We start from the raw sequence: 19577 nt of genomic DNA, 5'->3' as shown, positions 1-19577 counted from the left end.
ATATTATTATACCGTCTTTCTCTGTTTTTTCAACTATGTCAGTAAGTTCATATGGCGATGTATCCTCAAGAATTCTTCTCCCTCGTTTCATTTATGTCACTGACATTAGTTTTATTGAAAACTCCAAACCCTCAACGCAGCCATATTCTATATCTAAAATATCTCAGTTTTAATGCAGAAAGATTAGTTTAAATACTGCCAACATCATACCTTAATTTTACAACAGACAAATAGTTTGCCTAATTTATTATACCAAGCAGCTCTGGTATAGTTGTTTATACATTTGGATAGGCTACAATTAACTGTATATTTTTCATAATCTCTTAAGAAGTATACGAAAGAACAACTGCTCTCTTGGCGAGGAAAACAGACTGAATCACAGCCACACAACAACAGACCTAAGACATTATATAGACATATTAAAAGATGCTTTTTATAGTTAATTAAGTATTTCAAGGAGGGAAAATAAATGATCACAGTAGAACACCTATATCATTCCTATTCCAATGACGAAACATATGCCGTTAAAGATGTAAGCTTCGAGATTCCCAAGGGCGAAGTCTTTGGTTTCCTTGGCCCGTCTGGGGCTGGAAAATCAACGACCCAGGGTATTCTCACAGGGCTTTTGAAATTGCAGAAAGGCCATGTTACAGTAGCCGGTTACGATATAGAAAAGATTAAACAGGAAATGTTCAATCAGATTGGCGTTTCCTTCGAGCAATCCAATGTATACAGCAAAATGACTGCTTTAGAGAATCTAAAATTTTATGCCAAACTGTTTGATGTTCCTACAAGAAACCCCCAAAAACTGTTAGAGTTGGTAGGCCTGAACAGCAAGGGTGATATCCGAGCCAGTGAATTTTCTAAGGGAATGAAGCATCGGCTCACATTTGCCCGTTCCATGCTTAACAATCCTGAACTGTGGTTTTTGGATGAACCCACCACCGGATTGGATCCTGCCATTGCCTCGATTATTAAAGGTATTATCAGAGAAGAGAATAAGAAGGGAGTCACTATTTTTCTAACTACTCACAACATGTATATCGCCGATGAGCTGTGTGATCGCGTAGCTTTTATTGTCGAAGGTGAGATCAAGCTTATCGATAGTCCCAAAAATTTGAAGCTCAAGTACGGTCAAGACTTGGTCAAAGTGGAATATGGAGAAAACAGCCGTTTACAAAGTGAAACCTTATCCACCATCGATGAAAAGGACAAAAAAAAGCTCATAGAGCTGATTGAAAAAGAGAATATACGTACCATGCATACCAAAGAGGCAACACTTGAAGAAATTTTCATAAAAGTGACCGGAAGGGAGCTGATGTAAATGAAGCTGTGGTCCAGTTTCGTCAAAGAACTAACTATCGCATTACGGGGATTCTATTTCTACATCGAGATAGCGATGGCATTTATCATGCTGTTGTTACTGTTGTTTGTAGTGCCGGAACAATTTAACAGCAAAGAAAATGAATATCTGTATCTGGACTTTCCGACTGCATCTATTAAAAAATCATACATTGAAGCATTCGAAGATTTGGACGGACAGCCGGAGGTCGTAACACTGAAAGTTGAAAAAAATGAAATCAACACCCTGCTCTATGAAACGGCGAATAAGAAGATCTATCTCTTGGAGTCCGAGGAAGACATGATACTACTGGCCGAAAATAAGCATGAGATTGGCGCCGCCGTCACCATGGACGAAGGCAACTACGAAATGCATTACACCTACTATCTGCAGGGTAATGAAACAGATAGGCTAAAAAGTTTGCTGATGATCATCCACGGACAGGATGACGAGCTGCTTAGCAATGCGGTGGAAAATCAGGAGATACGCAGTCTATCCAATGCAGGCACACAACTTACCGACAGAGAAAATCTGCTGCCCGTTTTTCTAACATTCAACGGGGCTCTGATGGGCTTTTTTATCATTGCAGCTTACATTTTTCTGGATAAAAAGGAAGGCGTTATAAAAGCCTATGCCGTCACACCGTCCCCGGTGTGGAAGTACCTGCTGAGCAAGGTCATGGTTCTGACAACAACTATGCTGCTGACATCCCTTGTAATAATCGTACCGTTAATGGGTATGCGTATCAATTACTTGATGCTGCTAGCTTTTCTGATACCTACGGGGCTGTTTGCCTCCGGGCTGGGCCTTATGATAGCAGGATACTATAACAGCATGGTCAAATCATTTGGGGTCATGTACCTGATTATGATCGCAATGGGCATTCCGGTCCTTGCATACTTCTCGCCAAGCTGGGACCCCTTGTGGCTGAAGTTCATCCCCAGCTACTATATCGTATCCGGTTTCAAAGAAATTTTTATTAATGGCGATATGGGATTTGTCCTGCTGATTGCACTGGGATATCTTGCGGCAGCCGTCCTTCTGTTCGCATGGTCGAATGCCCGCTTTAAGCGGACACTATTGGTATAGGAGGTACAGTATGTTAAAAAAGATATTTGCTATATTTGGAAGGGACATTAATATGAGTATACGGGATTTTATGTCCCTTATGATGATTGCTATCCCCATTATTATGGCCATTGCGGTAAATCTATTCGCACCCGGAATCGAAGATACCACCGTTAATCTTGCCTTCCTCAAAGGGGAAAACCCGGAAATGGTTTCATATCTCAAAGAATATGCCAATGTTCAACAGTATGAGGACTACGAAGCGCTTAAGACACGGATCATGAAAAGGGATAATCTTATTGGCATCGTCGGTGAAGGAAGTGACTCCTATATTCTGGTACAGGGCAACGAGCCAAATGAGGTGGTGGAATATGCCAAGGTACTCAAGACCTTCTTCGAATACGACCGCCAGCCAGAAGATTCCACTGCGACGATAAAAGAGTTTGGTGTAAAGACACCGCCTGTCAAGATGCTGTGGGCAAACATTGGAATTCTTCTAATGACTGTACTGGCAGGCATGCTAATTTCATTGAATATCGTGGACGAGAAGATGGACAATACCGTCAGCGCAATCAACGTAACACCTGTTTCGCGTATGGTATGGATATTCAGTAAAAGCCTGCTCGGTATCTTATTAGCGCTGGCAGGCTGTATAGCCATGTTACTGATTATGGGAGTAACGGGTAATATTAACTTTATCCAGCTGTTAATCTTTGTGTTAGTCTCTTCGCTGATAAGCATTATGATTGGCTTCCTGGAAGGGCTAACCAGCGATGATGTTATGACGGCAATGGCATCTACCAAGATGATTATGCTCCCGTTAGCGGCGTCGGTCGCCGGATACGAATTTCTAGCGACTAAATGGCAGTGGGTGCTGTATTGGTCTCCCTTCTACTGGATATACAAGGGCAACATCGCCATCCTAAACGGTAGTATGACATGGATTAATCTTCTGCTGACCAGCGGTATCGTACTAGCAATTACAGCTCTGGTATTCGCCTATACGGCTCCCCGCATACGCAAGGGGCTGGAACACTGACAATACCCAAAAGGTGCGACTCAGACAAATCATCTGTGGCGCGCCTTTTGCCATACCATATTCTAACCTTAATAATATTTTTTATTTAATTCTCCTTCTTCTTTTAGTGTTTTTGATTGTTTATTCAATACCACCTGAAGCTTCTAATTTGAATTCACCAATTACAGTTTTACCATCACTTGCATATAACGGTATTACTCGTTTCCCGTTATGCTTTTCTTGCCAATTAACGGCTTCCTCTGGCGTACTAAATTCTGGTCCATATAAATCGTTACTTAAAATATAACCATATGTACCATCTATGCCTTGTGCAGCTATAAGATCAGGTGAATCTTCTGATTCTAAGCCATATGTTTGTCCATTTTCATTTGTTCCTTTTAATAAATGGAAATCGAGCACTTGCGGAAAAACTATTTTAATCGATGTTCCAATTAAAGCAATAAATATTGTACAAATGGTTAAATATTTAAACAACTTACTCTTTAATATCTTCATTTTGTGTCTCTCCTATGTCAAAACTTGTTAAAACTAAATACTTATAGAATATTTAACTAAAATTAACCCCCAAAGGAATCACCTCCAAACAAAACACATCGCACTGAATTATTAGCAATTATGTCTTTCAATTTTATCCGTCATATATATAGACCATCCGTTTTTTTATTTTGCAACAATATTTAAAATTCCTATAAAACTAGTTTGTTATACTTTTCGCAATTTTAATAATTTCTTCTTGCTCTATATAGCCTTCTATTATGAAAATATATTCATCAAATTTAAAAACCAAGGTACTATGACCATTTTTACTGAATATACTTCCATTTAATCCGTTAATAAACACACTTGTTTCCGTTCTATTTTCCGTATCGATTCCTGTTTTTGCATCCTTATCAAAATAACAGTAATTAATTATTTCATTGTTTTTATTTATATATGATATTTCAACTCCACTATCATTAATAAATGTACTTTTAATTTCATAGCCTTCTGGCAAATAATGAGGGTAATATTTTTCATTTAACTCCGCCGGTACATCCGTATTATTGTTTTCTGATAATGATATTAAAGAAAACTTTTCCTTCTGCTCCATAATAAAATTTAATACATTGATTTTAAATGCTTCTACTGTGTTAAATGCTACTGCAAATCCTACCACTACTACAGCAATTAAAACTGCTGCTTTTAATGCAAGCTTTTTTATTAATTTCTGCTTTTGTTTTCTTTTCTCTTTTTTTTCACATTCTTTTATCATTCCCAATATTTTTTTATCCAGCTCTTCCTGATCCGGGTTAGCCATAGTTTCATCATCTCGTAATTTATCATAAATCTTTTTATCTTCTTCAGACAAAAGTATTGCAGCTTTTCTGAGTAAAATTTCTCCGTATTCATCATTAAAGTTACTTTTCACTATATTCACTTCCTTTCAGCCTATCCGCCAACATCCTCAGCGCTCTTGTTTTATACATTCTAACGCTGTTTGTTTGCACTCCTATAGTTTTAGCTATCTGGTCGTCGTCAAATTCATAAACATACTTTAATTTCAGAACCATCTTATATTTATCAGGCATATTTTCTAATGCCACCAAAATATCGGAGGAGCTGCTTCTTTCTAACACACTTTCGTAATCATCATATGCATCTAAGTCAGATAATTCATCACTATCTATGTATTCTAGACTTTCTTTTTCTTTATACTTTTTAAGCATCATTGTATTATAAGAGTTTCTAACTATAGAGACCATATAAGAATCCATTTTGCAACAATTTATTTTTTTGACAGCATCAATACATTTTATTATCTTTTCAAAAGAAATTTGGAGCAGTTCATCTGCCTCATCTTTATTCTTTGTCAAGTACATTGCATATTTCCACATATACTTATTATGTTTTATATACAATTCCTCAATAAAATTTCTTTCATTTTCATCCTTAATAGCCATTATAATTGCAATAACCACAATTATCCCCCCATTTATCTTCTATATTTTCCTGGTGCTTTATTTTACTCTATACATGTTTTTTACTTCTTGTTTTCCAAAATGTATTTAGTTTTTCAGTGATCTTAAAATATCCATATTATAGAATCCAACATGTAAATAAAAAAATCTAGTCCATATTATACTGTTACAAATAATATATCATAAAATTTTCCATTTTTCGATATATTATTTAATTATAAACTGCCAACAATAAAAATCTCAGCGCTGAAATTTTTAGTCTTAGTAGTTTTATAGCATTGGTAGGATTTACACCCCCACTTAATTCTTCATACTGCATAATTCTTTGTTATTATCCAATTTTCATAAAACAAACCCGTACAAAAACATTCCAACGTCCAATTAAAATCAAGTATATTAAGACGCCTTTTCTTTATAAAAGCCTCTAAACTATATAGTTTAGAAGCTTTAAGCAAACTCTGTTTTAAAATTACTGTATGTGTTCTTCTTTTTACAATTAAAGCAGCCTTATCTCATTTCGACTAAAAAAACTTTCTTATCAAATTCATCAAAATATGTCATTATATTTGAATCAGCAGATACTTCGCTCATTATTCTTGGAAGAATAAAAGCCACATTTCCGTTTTTGTCGTATACTATGCTCCTGTAACTTTTGTCCAATGTTGTATTGAAATTTAAGACAATATAGTCACCTGTCATTTTTATTGTTTCACCTGTTTCGCCCAAGTTAAGAGAATTTGTATCTCCCTCCTTGTATACTTTTTGGTCCTTGTCGTTAATATAATAAATATCATTTCCAAGCACTTCGTAATTTTCTCGATATACAGGTCCGCTGCTTTCCAATCTTATTGTTTCATCATCTAAGAACAGTGAATAAAGCATACTGTCATCACTGACAAAATACAATCTTTCATTACGATATTTAAACGCTTCTGCAGGTTTTTTGTTAACCAATGTTATTTTACCTGTTTCTTTATTCAGCTTGTAAATTTTGTGCGGATCATTATCTACGTTTATGTTTGATGTTATCATATACAGGTAATTGTCCGTTTCATAACTAGATTTTGATTTATACATCAGAAATCCTTCTTCAGATACTTCAGGTGCAATGAAAGGTCCTATAGCTACGGGCTCCATTGTCGTTCCGTCCGCCTTTATTGCAATTTCATACGTCATTCCCTTTGTTCCGCTTGCACTGTATGAAAAAATTACTTTTCCATCACGATGATTAAAATATGGCTTCACATATATATCTTCATCCTCACCAAAATAAGTATCTTTTGGCAACTGATATATTTTCCTGTTATTCTTCAAATCATTCAAAGGTGCTCGATATATAGTGCCATTATTACCGGTGTAATATATATAATCGCCCTGTACAATAAAACCACCACACCTATCCTCTTCGTGTAAATGGTCAACAAGCTCCAACATCTCTGGAGATGCATTCTGGGATTTAATCACAAGTCCATTATTATTGTCAAAATGGTAATCCCATCCGAACTCATTCACACCGTATTCCCACGTAAGCGGAAAATACGTTATATCCCTAAAGGACAACAGTGGATATTCAGCATTGCTTTTATCAACTGTTTTTCCATTAATCTTAATATTAAATTCTGGGATTAAAGCAGTGTATTCAGTTGAATTTTTCTGATTTGTCTTATATTCCTCAAAAGGATAGCTGATATTTGTTTTATTAATTTCAAGTCCTGCTTCCTGATCCCACTTTGTTTCCAAACCAAGGTATCTGCACCCTCCAAATGTCATAGGAAAATAAGTGATATCCTTATAAACAATCAACGGATATTGGCTATATGAATTGTTTATTTCACTTCCATTTAATGTAACCTTGAAGGACGGCAGGCTAACGTTTGCATTTTTGTCGGCAGCAAATGCATTTTCACTTGAAAGAAATAATACTACTGCTATTACAGCTATAAAATTATATATAAATCTATTTTTCATCTTTTCCCCCCTGTATTCAATACTATTTGTTTATACGACGATATATTTGTATAAAAAGTTCCGCATAATATAAAGTTATATTAGAACCACGTCAGCTAAACAAATAATATTAATTATAGCGTACATTTATTCCAACAAATATTGTTCACTATTTATAAAATTATTTCCAAAATTACATAGCTAGTTATATTATATAAACTAACAGTGGGGCCGGATAAGCTATCCCGCCCCTTACTTTGCAAGTACATATTAATTAAATGACATTGTCACATTATCTGAGGTCCATGCAGTATATGTCGCTGACACCTTTCCGTATACAGCAGATGTTGATTGCACCTGTGTCTACTCTATTGACGCAAGTACATACATAGTAATTACAGTAATGATAATCAATTAAGTCATTACATTCATTTTTTGCTTTGCTTTTACATAAATATTTATATATTTGTAGGTAACATACCCTAAGAGTACTCCTATTAGATTAAAAATTATGTCATCTATATCGAATACGCCTCTGCGAGTAATTAATTGTAAAAATTCAACGCAGAATATAATTAAAATATTTACAAAAATAAATAATTTTTTTTTGTTTTGTGCAGAAAATAAGTGTAAAGTAAAGATACTCATAGGGATAAAAGCTAATACGTTTCCTATAATATTTTTTATAACAACTCCAGCATTAATTTGAGCAGAATGAAAAATATTCATTAAAGGAATTAAATTTGTATTATATCTGCAATATGTCACAAAATCAATTGTCGATGCATTTTTTGCAAAATCTATTCTAAGACTATTCTGAAACAATACTGAATATAAAACAAAAATATAAAATGCAAACAAATGACAAACGATAAATTTTATTGTTTTCTTTTTATTGCTTTTATTAGAATCTATTGTTGTATAGGCGAAAATAGCCATTAGCGCAGAAAACAATAAAAAGGTTATTATAATCCCAAACATTGAAAATATAAATCTACCACCTTGAATAATAATAAGCAGATATATAACTAATACAATTCCAATTATATAACTAACTATTCCTATAAGCTTTTTTAAAAAACTTTTTTTATTCATGAAGTTTTTACCTCCAGATGTGAATTTTCTTGCCACATTGAATATGTTTACCAGATGCTCACCTCCTGACATAATTTATTTATATCTCAAATGCTATGTTGAATAAATTTGTTATTATTTACCTTTCATATATATAGACCATTTATTTTTTTAATTTGCAACAATATTATTTATAAAATCTTAAGTTTAACATTTGTTTTTCTGTTACACTCCAAAGCAATTTCGTGAGTAGGAGACGCATTAACAAAAGTTTTTATTGACACAAAAAAATATTGTTTCATTTATAGATAAGTTTAATTCTTGAAAGAAACATCTTTTTGGTCAGGAAAGCATTCTAGATACATGCGAAATAAATTTACTTAATCAACCCCAGAAAGCAATAGATAAGTGGGTGATAATTGCAGAAACAATTATGTAAAAGAGAAGAATTTTTAAGTTATTTTGTGCATGCAAGCCCCCCTTAAATTAATCATTTAGCTTACTGTAGCTGAAAACTTGCCCAGTCCAAGTTATAAATCATAAACTGTATTTTCTTCAATTTTCGATTCAGTCTCCATGTTTTCAAATTGCAAATATATTTTATCGTTACTTTTATTTATACTATATGTTATTAGATTTCAACGATTTTGAAATAATGAGGTCACCTTAATTTATTTAAAGTATGGTATCAGGTAACCATCTCCAGTATACGTCAGTGTCTGGGTACATGTTAAACTGCAATACCTTTTCCTGATTGCTCCAATCTAAATACTTTATTTGCAGTTTTGCTCCTGTGTCACTTACATTTAACACCTCCAAGGTTTCCATTTTATAGGTTCTTGTATATTCTTTATGTATATCTTCTATGTTTCTTACACAAAGATTTCCGTCTATTTCCTTAAAATATGGCAATATCATACAATATACCTTGGACTTTCAACAATAGTTTACGCTCATACTGGTTATAAATAAAAAAGAGAAGATCTCTCCTCTTTTTTAAATTTAATTATTAGCTGTTACATAATATGCCTCTTTAAGAGTGAAGTCATTCACGCCCCCATCACCTGTAACATAACTCCAAGACATAGCACCTGTTAGCGTGTCATATCTTCCGTAGTTTGGTGTAGTAGTACCTTGTGTTGTGTTTGCAGAATCAATTACTAAAAAATCAGACTTTGCAGTTCCTGCTTCCTTATAGCCATATACTACAACCCAGTGCTCCACACCTTCACCTGTTCCTGTACAATGCAGGAGTACAGGTATTCCAAGGTCAATCTTTGCTTTCAACTCAGCAAGTGTTTTTTACTGTCATGCTCCAGGAATAGTCCAGTCAATCCCTGCATAAAGATAGTAGCCTGGATCGCATCAACTGTGGTATATGGTTTGTTACGAATAGTATTTTCCGGTCATTTCAGTTATATCAATTTGTATTACCGCCGTACCTTTAACCATGTTAATTGGTAGTTCCTTATTTGCTAAATGAGGTGTGTATTTTTCCACAATTTTTTTCAGTATACTTCTTTTTTCATCAATATTATCAACAAGTTTAGGAGTACCAGAAATAATGACACTTTCATATTTTGTATTTGTGTCACATGGATTTCCATTTGGGTCCAACAGCAGTTTGTCCATTTCATAAACACAGAATCCCACTCTTGGATCATTGTGTATATTGTCAAGCTTTTTACCTTTAGGCAATCCATGTAAAAAAATTGCATTATTATAATAAACAAAATGCATTGGAGTAATATATGGTGTGCCATCAGAGTTAAGTGTCGCAAAACTTCCAATTTGTACTTGTTCAAGCAGTTGATTCATTTGTTGCTCAGTAAGGCGGTGCGTTTTCATTCGATGTTGCATAATAGTACATCCTCCTATTTATACCTTTAGTTTTCATTTCACTATACTACAAAACCGGCTCTGCTATAAGAGCCGGTTTAAATAAATTTATAGGATACAGATAATCTAACCAAACCAAGCCTGCGATAAAATCTCCACTGCCCTTGGAATATCATCCTCTGAAATCATGCCATATCCTAATATAAGAGCATTGTTCCTATAATTCTTTTTATTCAGCCAAAAAGGAGATACAGGGCATACCTTTATTTTATGGTCAAGCGCTTTTTGAACAAGCTCCTCTTCCTGCTGCCCATCCAAAAATTCCAGAAGAATATGCAATCCCGCTTGATACCCATGAATTCGTACCTTATTTCCAATACTGTCTTTGATTGCATGAATAAGAATATCATGTTTCTTCTTTTGAGATAGACAGATTCTCCGCATATGTTTTTCCCAATGTCCATCTTCCATAAAACGAGCTATAATTTTCTGGTCTATCATTGGAACAGTGCATTGATACCCAATAAACCTTTCTCGATATTTAGAAAGCATCCATGAAGGCAATATAATATATGCCATGCGAAGCCCGGGAGAAAGTGCTTTGGAAAATGTTCCAATATAAACTACACGTTCATATTCATCAATTGATTGGAGTGCGGGAATTGGCCGCCCATTGTAGCGAAATTCACTATCATAATCATCTTCAATGATGATATTGTCATGTTCTTGTGCCCAGTTCAATAATTTGATTCGCTTATGTATTGGCATAACAACGCCCATTGGAAACTGATGGGATGGTGAAATATGAACCATCCTTGCAGATGACGAAGAAAGCTCGTTTATTCCAATCCCATCCTCATAAACAGGTATAGGTAAAACGTCAAATTCATTACTGCGAAAAATAATGCTGGCACCATTATAACAGGGTTCCTCCATAGCAATTTGTTTTTTCGCATAAGGAAATATTTTTATTATGATTTCAAGGGCAGATTGTGTACCACTACACATTACAATCTGTTCCGGTTGACAATTGACACCGCGGCTATGATACAAGTATTCTTTCAGTTGAGTCCTCAATTTAATATCACCTTTTACATCGCCGCAGCTGTGAACCTCTTGCATTTCTGCGCCATCCAATACATCAGTCAAATATTTTCTCCAAAGTTTATCAGGAAAGCTTGCAGCATCAAGATTTCCGTATTGAAAATTATACCTGATAGATTCTGTTCTATGGTTGGAAGAAACAGCTAATTCTGTGCTCGTGTTAGTTTTTTTTGCTTCTTTTGGATTAAGGTTAAATTGCAGGTTATTCACTAAATAACCGGAGCTTGCTACATTTGTAAGATAGCCTTCCAATACCAATTGAGCATAGGCATTTTCTACTGTGTTTCGTCCAATTTGCAATTCTCTTGCCAATGCTCTCGTAGACGTTATTTTCGTACCGATAGGTAGTTTTCCCGCCAGAATATCATGTTTTATTTGTTCATAAATCTGCTGATAAATTGGTTGTTGGCTTTTATGATCGATATGTAGCATTTTCACTTTCTCCCATATACTGAAGTTTACAATACTGAAAAAACTAATGGAACTAATTTTACAACTATTATTACATAATGGAAGCAAATTTTAAATTCATGCTCCACGTTACTTAGATTCAAAATTTAAGGCACATACTGCTCTTCAATTATCACCACAACACTGTCCTGCATTTTAATCCAAAACGGCACATTAACTGCTTTGTTTGAATAAGTATTTAGATATCTAATAAACTCTTCCTTATCTTTTGTGCTATAGTGAAATCTGTCTTCATCACTGCTTGCGAAATCATTTCCCCAATCAATAAATCTGTATTCTGCATTCTCACCAACTTCGTATACAATTTGTTCAACTTCTGGATTATAAATATAGTATCCATTAGGCATATCAAATTCTTCTATTTTAAGTTCCTGAATTCTATCATTATCCTCTAAAGTTATCCATTCGATGGGATCAAATATAATTTGGTTTCCATCAGATTCTTCGAACCCAGAAATGTAACCAATATATGTGAATTCCCCAACTTCTTCCGAATCTGTTGTAGGTGGAACCTTGGCATCAATTACTTTTCCATTTTCTAAAACGTAGTTCTGTAAATTAATATATACACTTTCAGAAACTGCATAATATCTATATTTTTCTTGGGTGTCTTCATTATAAATCATTGCATAAGTTTCATCAGAATAAAAGTTGATATAATATCCATCATGCAAAATAATTCTAAGTGTTGCCGTACCTTCTATTGGAGGATTCATCCTTTTTTCTTTCCATTTTTCCTGTTCAAAAATCTCGAGAAAGCTTGAATTAGGAGAAACACTTAAAGAATCATTATCTTCAGTTTCTACAGCAATATAGTCGCAGGTTGCCATTGCAGACAAGAAATTATTAATATTCAACAACGACAAATCAGGCTCTTCATTCTTAGGATTTGACAGTAATCCAACTACAGCAACTAAAAGAACAATTGTTGCTATCACAACAACATAAAACTTTGGTTGTTTAAAATTTATTATATTTTTAACTCGTCCTTTGGTCTCCCCTTCGCCAAAGGCAAGAGGTGTCATACCAAAATTCCTTCTTTTTATAGATAAGTTCAGCAATGACTGCGAATAGTCTTTTTTTACGTTGTGACCTAATTGGCTTATAACGGATTCATCACAAGACATCTCCATGTCTTTACCGCTCAACCAAAACGCAATCCAAGCTAAAGGATTAAACCAATGAATGCATAAAGCCAGATAGCTGATAAATCTAATAACATGGTCAAATCTCTTGATATGAGTTTGTTCATGTAGCACTATATACTCCTTCTCTATTTCTGACAAAGAAGCAGACAGATATATCTTCGGTTTAATTAAGCCTAAAACAAACGGTGTTTCTACTTTGTTTGAGTAGTAAATATTATTCATTTCACAGCTTGCATTTTTTAATCTTTTTTTTATTTTTGTAAGCGACACCGCTCCATATATTAAAAGTACAGCAATCCCCAAGACCCAAATCAACGATCCAAGAAAGATCCAAACGTGCATTGGATTTACACTAGCAACTGCATCTGCTGTTGGAAGCGAACCACTGATAGATTGATCAATATTGTGCATTCCCGTATTAATATAAGGTTCTAGATTATACATGACGTCATTAGATATAGGTGTTGGGTTCACAGGAATAAGGCTCAAAATACTATCAAATGAAATTGGTACAATAAGTCTAAATAGAGCAACTGTCCATAATATGTACGAATATTTTTTAGGAGCTTTTTTAAGAAGTATTCTTGCAAATAATATGAACATAATAACGATACTGCCAATATAACTCATATTGATAACTTGTAAAAATAATTTTTCCAACATCCTATCCCTCCCTATATTCATCAATCAATTGCTGTATTTCATCAATCTCTTTTTTACTTAATTTTTTTCTCCTAGTAAACGCTGTTAAAAACCTAGGCAAAGATCCGCCAAAGGATTTTTCTAAAAAATCTTCTCCTTTTTCTGCTAAAAAATCTTCCTTTTTTATCAATACTACAACAGTTCCGTTATCATTTTTGAAAATCTCCCTCTCGCATAGCCGCTTTAGCATTGTATATGTTGTCGTTCTCTTCCATTCAAATTCTTCAGTACATATTTCTATCAATTCTCGAGTTTTAATAGGAGCTTTATCCCAAATAATATTTGCAAATCTTTGTTCCATTTCACCAAGCTTATATTTTTCCACAGAAATGCCTCCTTTTGTCTAATAGTTTTAGACATTTATAGTCTAACATCATTAGACATATATGTCAACAATTGGGTAGAAAAAAAGAAGCTAACTGTTGCCAAGTTTCGTTTATATAAAAAACACACCAAGATTTTTATATCTCAGTGCATTTAAAGTTTTCATTTTCAGTTTTAAATAATTATTTATGGTCTAAAATTGGAAGCTACTATCTCCTAACTATTTATCTATTTGCCTATATAAAACGCGTATATCGCAATAACTACATAATGTTAATAATGAAAATTTTACAATTCTTTATCACTAAATGTTAATGTAACTACCTGCACTAAATCCATTCCCCCAAACTTAGACGGACTAAAATAGTCTTGAAGTGAATAGCTTCTCATACTTGTACCGCTATCATAAACCATAAGCGCGACAGGAATTTCTTTATTGATTTCTATCTTCTTGAATTCCTGTAAAAAGCCTTTAGTAGATGACATTGTTTCTGCGCTAAGCATGATTTCATCTGTTCTGTACGAAGCCCTTCCACCAGCATTTATATTTAAATCAATCGCATAATTTTCTTTAAGCTGCATTGCGAAAGTACCAGTTAACTGTTTAATAGGTTCTCTCTCTGTGCCTATTGAAATAGCTCCTCCACCGATGCGGCTCCAGTTTTTGTCGTTTTCAAGTTTGCATACATTTACTTTTAAAGTTATTGCCTCTTTTGGTGCATGAAAAGAAATAAGTTGTGAATTACCTTCCATCCCAAAAGATTGTAATATATATTTCTCATTTTCTGATAATTCGTATGGCACAATTCCTTCTTTAGTTAAGAGTTTAGGTAAAGTTGCTTTGTTTGAACAAGCAACTAAAGCCATTGCAATGGTAACAATTAGTATTAGTAAAAAAAATCTTTCCCTTTTCATTATAAATAACTCCTATTTTTCAAATAATTTATTTCACATTTTACTTATACACTTCATCATCAAATACAATCTGATCTCCAAGCGTAAATACATATTGGATTTGGTTATTGTTTTCATCGGTCCAACTAACAGAGCCAAAAGAGCCATTTGATGAATCAGTTCCAAATGATGCAGCTGCAATTACAACTACAACAACTGCAATAATAACCAACCAAAAATAGGGTTTCCTATAATTCAATACATTTTTAATTCTCAAGAAAATGCTACTCATCTTAGAACCTCCTCAATCAATTTTTCAGCTAATTTTTATTATTACACCTTGGAAAATCATACCATATTAATTAGCGTTTTGCAAATGCTCATAGACTAATTACACATTACCAGTTTCCAAAAATCTATATATCTTAATACCATCGATAATGCAATTACTGATGGAATAGCAGTTAAAATTTGCAGCTATGATAATTATATCCACCCCGTTTATTATAGCCGATCCATCACTTGGCACAGTATCGTTAAGGTTCTTTAAAACTGAGCACTTTCTTTAAACCAAAACATATACTAATGTATATTAAATGAAAGGAGTTATCAATATGTATAATAAATATACCTGTCCTCATTACGACAACACTCCAAAAAATATTTTTCCAAGCCCATCGTTACCATTAAGTATGCAAAAATGGATTCATGAATCTAGCGACAGCTTAACTCTATTGGGAGATTTTAATGCTAGCTATAATACTTTTCCGTATACAGTGAATCCTAATGTTGAGATTGTAATCAAAGGACAATTCCCCTATGCAAGATATTTATCCTATAGTATAGTAGGTAAATCAGACCTTACTATCGCCACAATACCTGACCGAGATTTAATTCCTGATCCAGGAAGTACGAATCCTTTTTTGCCTGGTGCTAATTGGAACGCCAAAAATCGTAATTATACTTTAAAAATCCGTTTTACTCCACCACCAGAAGGGTTTGATCATTTTGTTCCAGCAGCAGGTAATAACATAGCTTATGCAGGAACGTTAAAAAATGGCTTACAAAATACGCATGGAACCATAGGTCTCCGTATTTATGCTCCAAGTATTGGTTATAATGACATTACGGGAGGTGTAGGTTTTCCTATAATCATGTATAATCACACACCAAATAATAATAAATACTCACTAACCACTCAACCAATAAGTAAAGCCAATTTTAATCCTGCATTAAAACAAAAAAATAATTTCGAACATAATAAATGGTATATTTCTTCTAATGAAAAGAATTGTAAAGAAAATGGCGATCTATCTTGGAGTACCCTAGGTCGCTCATCTGCACTTATACAATATGATTATAATGATGCCTATATACTTTCTAATGAACTTCAAAGAGACCCAAGTAGGTTATTGTTTCTTCGTTGGAAAGCCCCTGCATTCCCAGATACGTATCACAACATTGGGATTTTAGGAAATGAAGACATGAGATACTGGAGTATGTCATTTATATCCCCAGTAGGCTTATTGGGACTTTATACACTTGCAGATTTTGAGACAGTTATTGATAAGAATGGTTATGTCAATCTAATAATCAGTTTCGGTGCACCACGTCCATCTTGTTTGACAACAGAAAACGGATTTACTTGGATCGATGCGAGCCATCTTCCTTTAATTCCCCTTCAACTTTTTTATAGAAATAAGATAGTCTCTCAAGACTTTCCTTATTCAGCAAATAATATTCCACCTGGTAATATTGTTCCACCTGAAGTTATGGGAGAATATTATCCATGTGGTAAATATATCAATCCTGGCTATTTTAAAAAATATTATTGTGATTGAGTTGCAATTTTCCGCAACTTTAAAGGGGCAAAGTCCCTCTCTTTAAGCCGATTATTGCCCCAAATTTGCACTTTAAAATCACATGTCCTATGATGTTTCTGCATCTTTAAGTTATTTTCTAAGCATTTTGTGTTTATTTTAGGTAAATGCTTTGGTAATTATTTTTAATCCATCGTTTCCTTCTCAAAAAGGACCCATTCATTATTAATTAAAACAACAATATTCTCTTCAAAATGAGCATACTTTGAACCTATGCTTCCAAAGTTGGTTTGTCCTTCTTCAGTAGGTTTTTCCGACTGGTCAACCGAAGAACTGACTTCACCAATTATTGCACTTTCATCTATCTCAACAGGTATTTGTTTTCCCGTATCAAGATATAGCTCACCGTTAACCATAATCATTGGCCTTAAATCTGTAATAGCATTATTTAGTGAATCAGTTTTAGGATTTGCTATTAGACCAATTCCAACCGCTATCACAACGATAGTTGAAATAGCAACAACCCAAAATCTTGGTTTTTTATAATTTAACACATTTTTTATCCTCCACTTCACATTACCCTCGCCAAAAGCAAGAGGACTTCCATTTAAAATACGTCTTCCGGTTGCAAGTGTCAATAATGAATTAGCGTAAGATTTTTTAATATCAATATTAATTTCTTTCAATACTCGTTCGTCACAGGAAAGTTCCATATCGATACTCATTAACATGAATGCAACCCACACAAGAGGATTAAACCAGTGTATTGTCAATATTATGAAGGCTGTTATCTTAATGATGTGGTCTTTTCGATAAATGTGTGTCTGTTCATGCAAAAGAATGTATTTCCATTCTTCTTTATCTAGTCCCGCTGGCAGGTAAATTTTGGGACTTATAATACCCAATACAAAGGGGGTTTTTAAATTATCAGCTTCATAAATATTTTGCTCAATTAATTGTGCATTTTTTAATAGCTTTTTTAGGCGAAAAATAGAAATAAGACTATATGCAAGTAATGTAATTATACCTATCATCCAAATATGTGCACCTATTTCTATATAAATATGCATAGGGTTTACACTACCACCTATAACCTGTGAAGGAAGTACTTCGTTAACCATCGTATCAACAGATAGTATTCCACTACTTATCAGTAGCTTTTGTTGATAAATTATATCATGAGGAATAGGAGCAGCAGTCTGCGGTAATAAACTGAATACACTCTCAAATGAAAATGGGATAACAAGGCGAAAAGCTACCACAACCCATAATGCATAGGAAATAACCTTTGGAGCTTTTTGAATCGCCAGCCTGATGAGTATAACAAAAATAATTACATAACTAGCCGTAATACTCATGTTCAAAATAGCAAGAAATAGTTCACTCATTTCATACCTCCTTATGATCATCAATCAGTTTTTTCAATTCTTCTGCTTGATGATTACTTAATTTTTTACCTCCAATAAAAGCTGTCAAAAATTTAGGTAATGACCCTCCAAAAGTATCTTCAACGAAGCGTTTACTTTGATTTGAGTAATACTCTTCCTTTGTGATTATCGATGTAACAACAGCATTTTCATTTAGAAAAATACCTTTTTCGCATAATTTTTTAAGTACTGTATATGTTGTGGACTTTTTCCATTTCATTTCTTTTTCACATAGCTTGACAAGATCACCAGAACCTATGGGCTCATTACGCCAAATGATATCCGCAAACTTTTCTTCACTCTCAGTAAGTTTATATTCTTTCATGACAAGCCTCCCTAGTCTATACAATATCGACCTCACGCTATTAGTCTATCCTCTATAGACTAATATGTCAATGCTAAATTTTATATTTATATTTAATTATCCTTATTATCACGTTCCGTAAATTTCTAACGAATCCTTCGCTCTCTGGTTCTTTCACTTCGAGTTCAAATTTCTGCATTTTGCTCAATGACATATATTAATTCAGTTCCTAAATCTTTATCTATTATCCTAATTGAGGATTCTTTAATTCTATTCATTCCTAAAATAATTGAACTATTCGGTTTCCCCGAATAGTTCGCTCTTCTTCATTCTTTCCCAATTTTTTCTGCATCAGACTTATATCCGTATGGACTATTAACTCCAAAGAAAAATCCACCGATATTACACCAGCGGATTCGCATTTAGCATTCATATTTTTATCTAATTCTTTTAGCTGCAATATATTGACCAAAATACTTCTTAAATTTTTCCAAAGCAGCTTCGATCATTTCTTGATTAACTAATTCTCCTTTAGCATATAATTCCTGGAGCAAACCTGCTGTTAAAATACCCGCAATATTATTAATATCAATCTTATCTTCTTCCTTAAAATAACCATCTTGAATACATAATTCTACAAGATAAAGAGAACGAACTTCTGTATTTGGACCATTGACAAACTTCTCAATGCGTTCATTGCGAAGATCACGATGTAGCCAATCTGGAAACGCTTCTGAAACTATCTTTAAATTTCTTTGTATATTACTCGATTGAGATGAAAAAAATATATATGAATATAATTGAGGATTCTGAAATGCATATCGGCAATATGTCAACCAAATTTCCATCAGATTATCGAGACTATCAATTCTCTGCGCAAGAATATCACAGCATTCACTTAAGTAATCAGTTATACAATAGATAGATGCCCATTCTTTCAACTCATCAAAGTTATCAAAGTAGTTATATAATGTAGCACTGTTATAACCTGCTCTTTCCGAAACATTACGTATTGTTAACTGATCCACACCTTCATTTGCCATAATATTAGCTGCGGACTCTATAAAATATAACATAACTCTTTTCTTTTTTAATGTAATATTCGTTTTCATTACT

Annotated in this window: 20 protein-coding genes and 1 pseudogene; 4 read left to right on the top strand and 17 right to left on the bottom strand. The window is 33.8% G+C overall.

Annotation, left to right across the window (positions count from 1 at the left end):
- Positions 1-469: 469 nt before the first annotated feature.
- The 3 genes from ACS3UD_RS16170 to ACS3UD_RS16160 are packed head-to-tail and all read left to right on the top strand — an operon-like array spanning position 470 to position 3449.
- Positions 470-1324, top strand: coding sequence for an ABC transporter ATP-binding protein (locus ACS3UD_RS16170; RefSeq protein WP_308138625.1), 855 nt, complete (start codon positions 470-472; stop codon positions 1322-1324).
- Positions 1325-2431: an ABC transporter permease gene (locus tag ACS3UD_RS16165; RefSeq protein ID WP_308138626.1), complete on the top strand. Its 1107-nt coding sequence runs from the start codon at positions 1325-1327 to the stop codon at positions 2429-2431.
- Between the two features lie 10 nt (positions 2432-2441).
- Positions 2442-3449: an ABC transporter permease gene (locus tag ACS3UD_RS16160; protein ID WP_308138627.1), complete on the top strand. Its 1008-nt coding sequence runs from the start codon at positions 2442-2444 to the stop codon at positions 3447-3449.
- 120 nt (positions 3450-3569) lie between these two features.
- Here the strand turns inward: ACS3UD_RS16160 and ACS3UD_RS16155 are convergent, their stop codons facing one another.
- The 13 genes from ACS3UD_RS16155 to ACS3UD_RS16095 all read right to left on the bottom strand — a co-directional run bounded on the left by ACS3UD_RS16155 (position 3570) and on the right by ACS3UD_RS16095 (position 15202).
- Complete coding sequence (locus tag ACS3UD_RS16155; RefSeq protein ID WP_308138628.1) at positions 3570-3944, bottom strand: hypothetical protein; 375 nt, start codon at positions 3942-3944, stop codon at positions 3570-3572.
- Between the two features lie 199 nt (positions 3945-4143).
- On the bottom strand, positions 4144-4857 hold the full coding sequence (locus tag ACS3UD_RS16150; protein ID WP_308138629.1) for a DUF4367 domain-containing protein: 714 nt from the start codon (positions 4855-4857) through the stop codon (positions 4144-4146).
- Entirely contained in the window at positions 4847-5407 is a 561-nt protein-coding gene (locus ACS3UD_RS16145) for an RNA polymerase sigma factor (RefSeq protein WP_308138630.1), read from the bottom strand. The genes ACS3UD_RS16150 and ACS3UD_RS16145 overlap by 11 nt, the downstream gene beginning before the upstream one ends.
- Before the next feature lie 507 nt (positions 5408-5914).
- The gene (locus ACS3UD_RS16140) at positions 5915-7375 is read right to left on the bottom strand and encodes a hypothetical protein (protein ID WP_308138631.1); all 1461 of its coding nucleotides are present in this window, start codon (positions 7373-7375) and stop codon (positions 5915-5917) included.
- 393 nt (positions 7376-7768) lie between these two features.
- A complete protein-coding gene (locus tag ACS3UD_RS16135; RefSeq protein WP_308138632.1) occupies positions 7769-8449 on the bottom strand; it encodes a VanZ family protein in 681 nt (226 codons plus the stop codon).
- Between the two features lie 654 nt (positions 8450-9103).
- The gene (locus ACS3UD_RS16130; RefSeq protein WP_308138633.1) at positions 9104-9346 is read right to left on the bottom strand and encodes a hypothetical protein; all 243 of its coding nucleotides are present in this window, start codon (positions 9344-9346) and stop codon (positions 9104-9106) included.
- A gap of 84 nt (positions 9347-9430) precedes the next feature.
- Entirely contained in the window at positions 9431-9715 is a 285-nt protein-coding gene (locus ACS3UD_RS16125) for a hypothetical protein (protein ID WP_308138634.1), read from the bottom strand.
- 99 nt (positions 9716-9814) lie between these two features.
- Positions 9815-10288 (bottom strand): pyridoxamine 5'-phosphate oxidase family protein, encoded by a 474-nt coding sequence (locus ACS3UD_RS16120; protein WP_308138635.1) that lies wholly within the window; start codon positions 10286-10288, stop codon positions 9815-9817.
- A gap of 105 nt (positions 10289-10393) precedes the next feature.
- On the bottom strand, positions 10394-11803 hold the full coding sequence (gene pdxR / locus ACS3UD_RS16115; RefSeq protein WP_308138636.1) for a MocR-like pyridoxine biosynthesis transcription factor PdxR: 1410 nt from the start codon (positions 11801-11803) through the stop codon (positions 10394-10396).
- Between the two features lie 125 nt (positions 11804-11928).
- Positions 11929-13653 carry a M56 family metallopeptidase gene (locus ACS3UD_RS16110; RefSeq protein WP_308138637.1) on the bottom strand — a complete coding sequence of 575 codons (1725 nt, stop codon included), beginning with the start codon at positions 13651-13653 and terminating at the stop codon, positions 11929-11931.
- Position 13654: 1 nt separating this feature from the next.
- Positions 13655-14017, bottom strand: coding sequence for a BlaI/MecI/CopY family transcriptional regulator (locus tag ACS3UD_RS16105; protein ID WP_308138638.1), 363 nt, complete (start codon positions 14015-14017; stop codon positions 13655-13657).
- 287 nt (positions 14018-14304) lie between these two features.
- Positions 14305-14931, bottom strand: coding sequence for a hypothetical protein (locus ACS3UD_RS16100; RefSeq protein ID WP_308138639.1), 627 nt, complete (start codon positions 14929-14931; stop codon positions 14305-14307).
- 40 nt (positions 14932-14971) lie between these two features.
- Positions 14972-15202 (bottom strand): hypothetical protein, encoded by a 231-nt coding sequence (locus ACS3UD_RS16095; RefSeq protein ID WP_308138640.1) that lies wholly within the window; start codon positions 15200-15202, stop codon positions 14972-14974.
- Positions 15203-15524: 322 nt separating this feature from the next.
- On the opposite strand from ACS3UD_RS16095, the gene ACS3UD_RS16090 reads away from it, so the two are divergent.
- Entirely contained in the window at positions 15525-16751 is a 1227-nt protein-coding gene (locus ACS3UD_RS16090; RefSeq protein WP_308138641.1) for a hypothetical protein, read from the top strand.
- A 446-nt stretch (positions 16752-17197) separates the two neighbouring features.
- Here the strand turns inward: ACS3UD_RS16090 and ACS3UD_RS16085 are convergent.
- The 4 genes and pseudogenes from ACS3UD_RS16085 to ACS3UD_RS16070 all read right to left on the bottom strand — a co-directional run.
- Positions 17198-18118 (bottom strand): annotated as a pseudogene (locus ACS3UD_RS16085) (M56 family metallopeptidase); the annotation flags it as partial.
- A gap of 1 nt (position 18119) precedes the next feature.
- Complete coding sequence (locus ACS3UD_RS16080; protein ID WP_308138643.1) at positions 18120-18482, bottom strand: BlaI/MecI/CopY family transcriptional regulator; 363 nt, start codon at positions 18480-18482, stop codon at positions 18120-18122.
- 259 nt (positions 18483-18741) lie between these two features.
- A complete protein-coding gene (locus ACS3UD_RS16075; protein WP_308138644.1) occupies positions 18742-18894 on the bottom strand; it encodes a hypothetical protein in 153 nt (50 codons plus the stop codon).
- 4 nt (positions 18895-18898) lie between these two features.
- Complete coding sequence (locus ACS3UD_RS16070) at positions 18899-19573, bottom strand: TetR/AcrR family transcriptional regulator (RefSeq protein ID WP_308138645.1); 675 nt, start codon at positions 19571-19573, stop codon at positions 18899-18901.
- Positions 19574-19577 lie beyond the last annotated feature (4 nt).

This window comes from Sedimentibacter sp. LTW-03 (assembly GCF_052059825.1).
Lineage (GTDB): Bacteria > Bacillota > Clostridia > Tissierellales > Sedimentibacteraceae > Sedimentibacter.
Note: the sequence above shows the minus strand (reverse complement) of the source record. Positions and strands in the feature narration are given on the sequence as shown.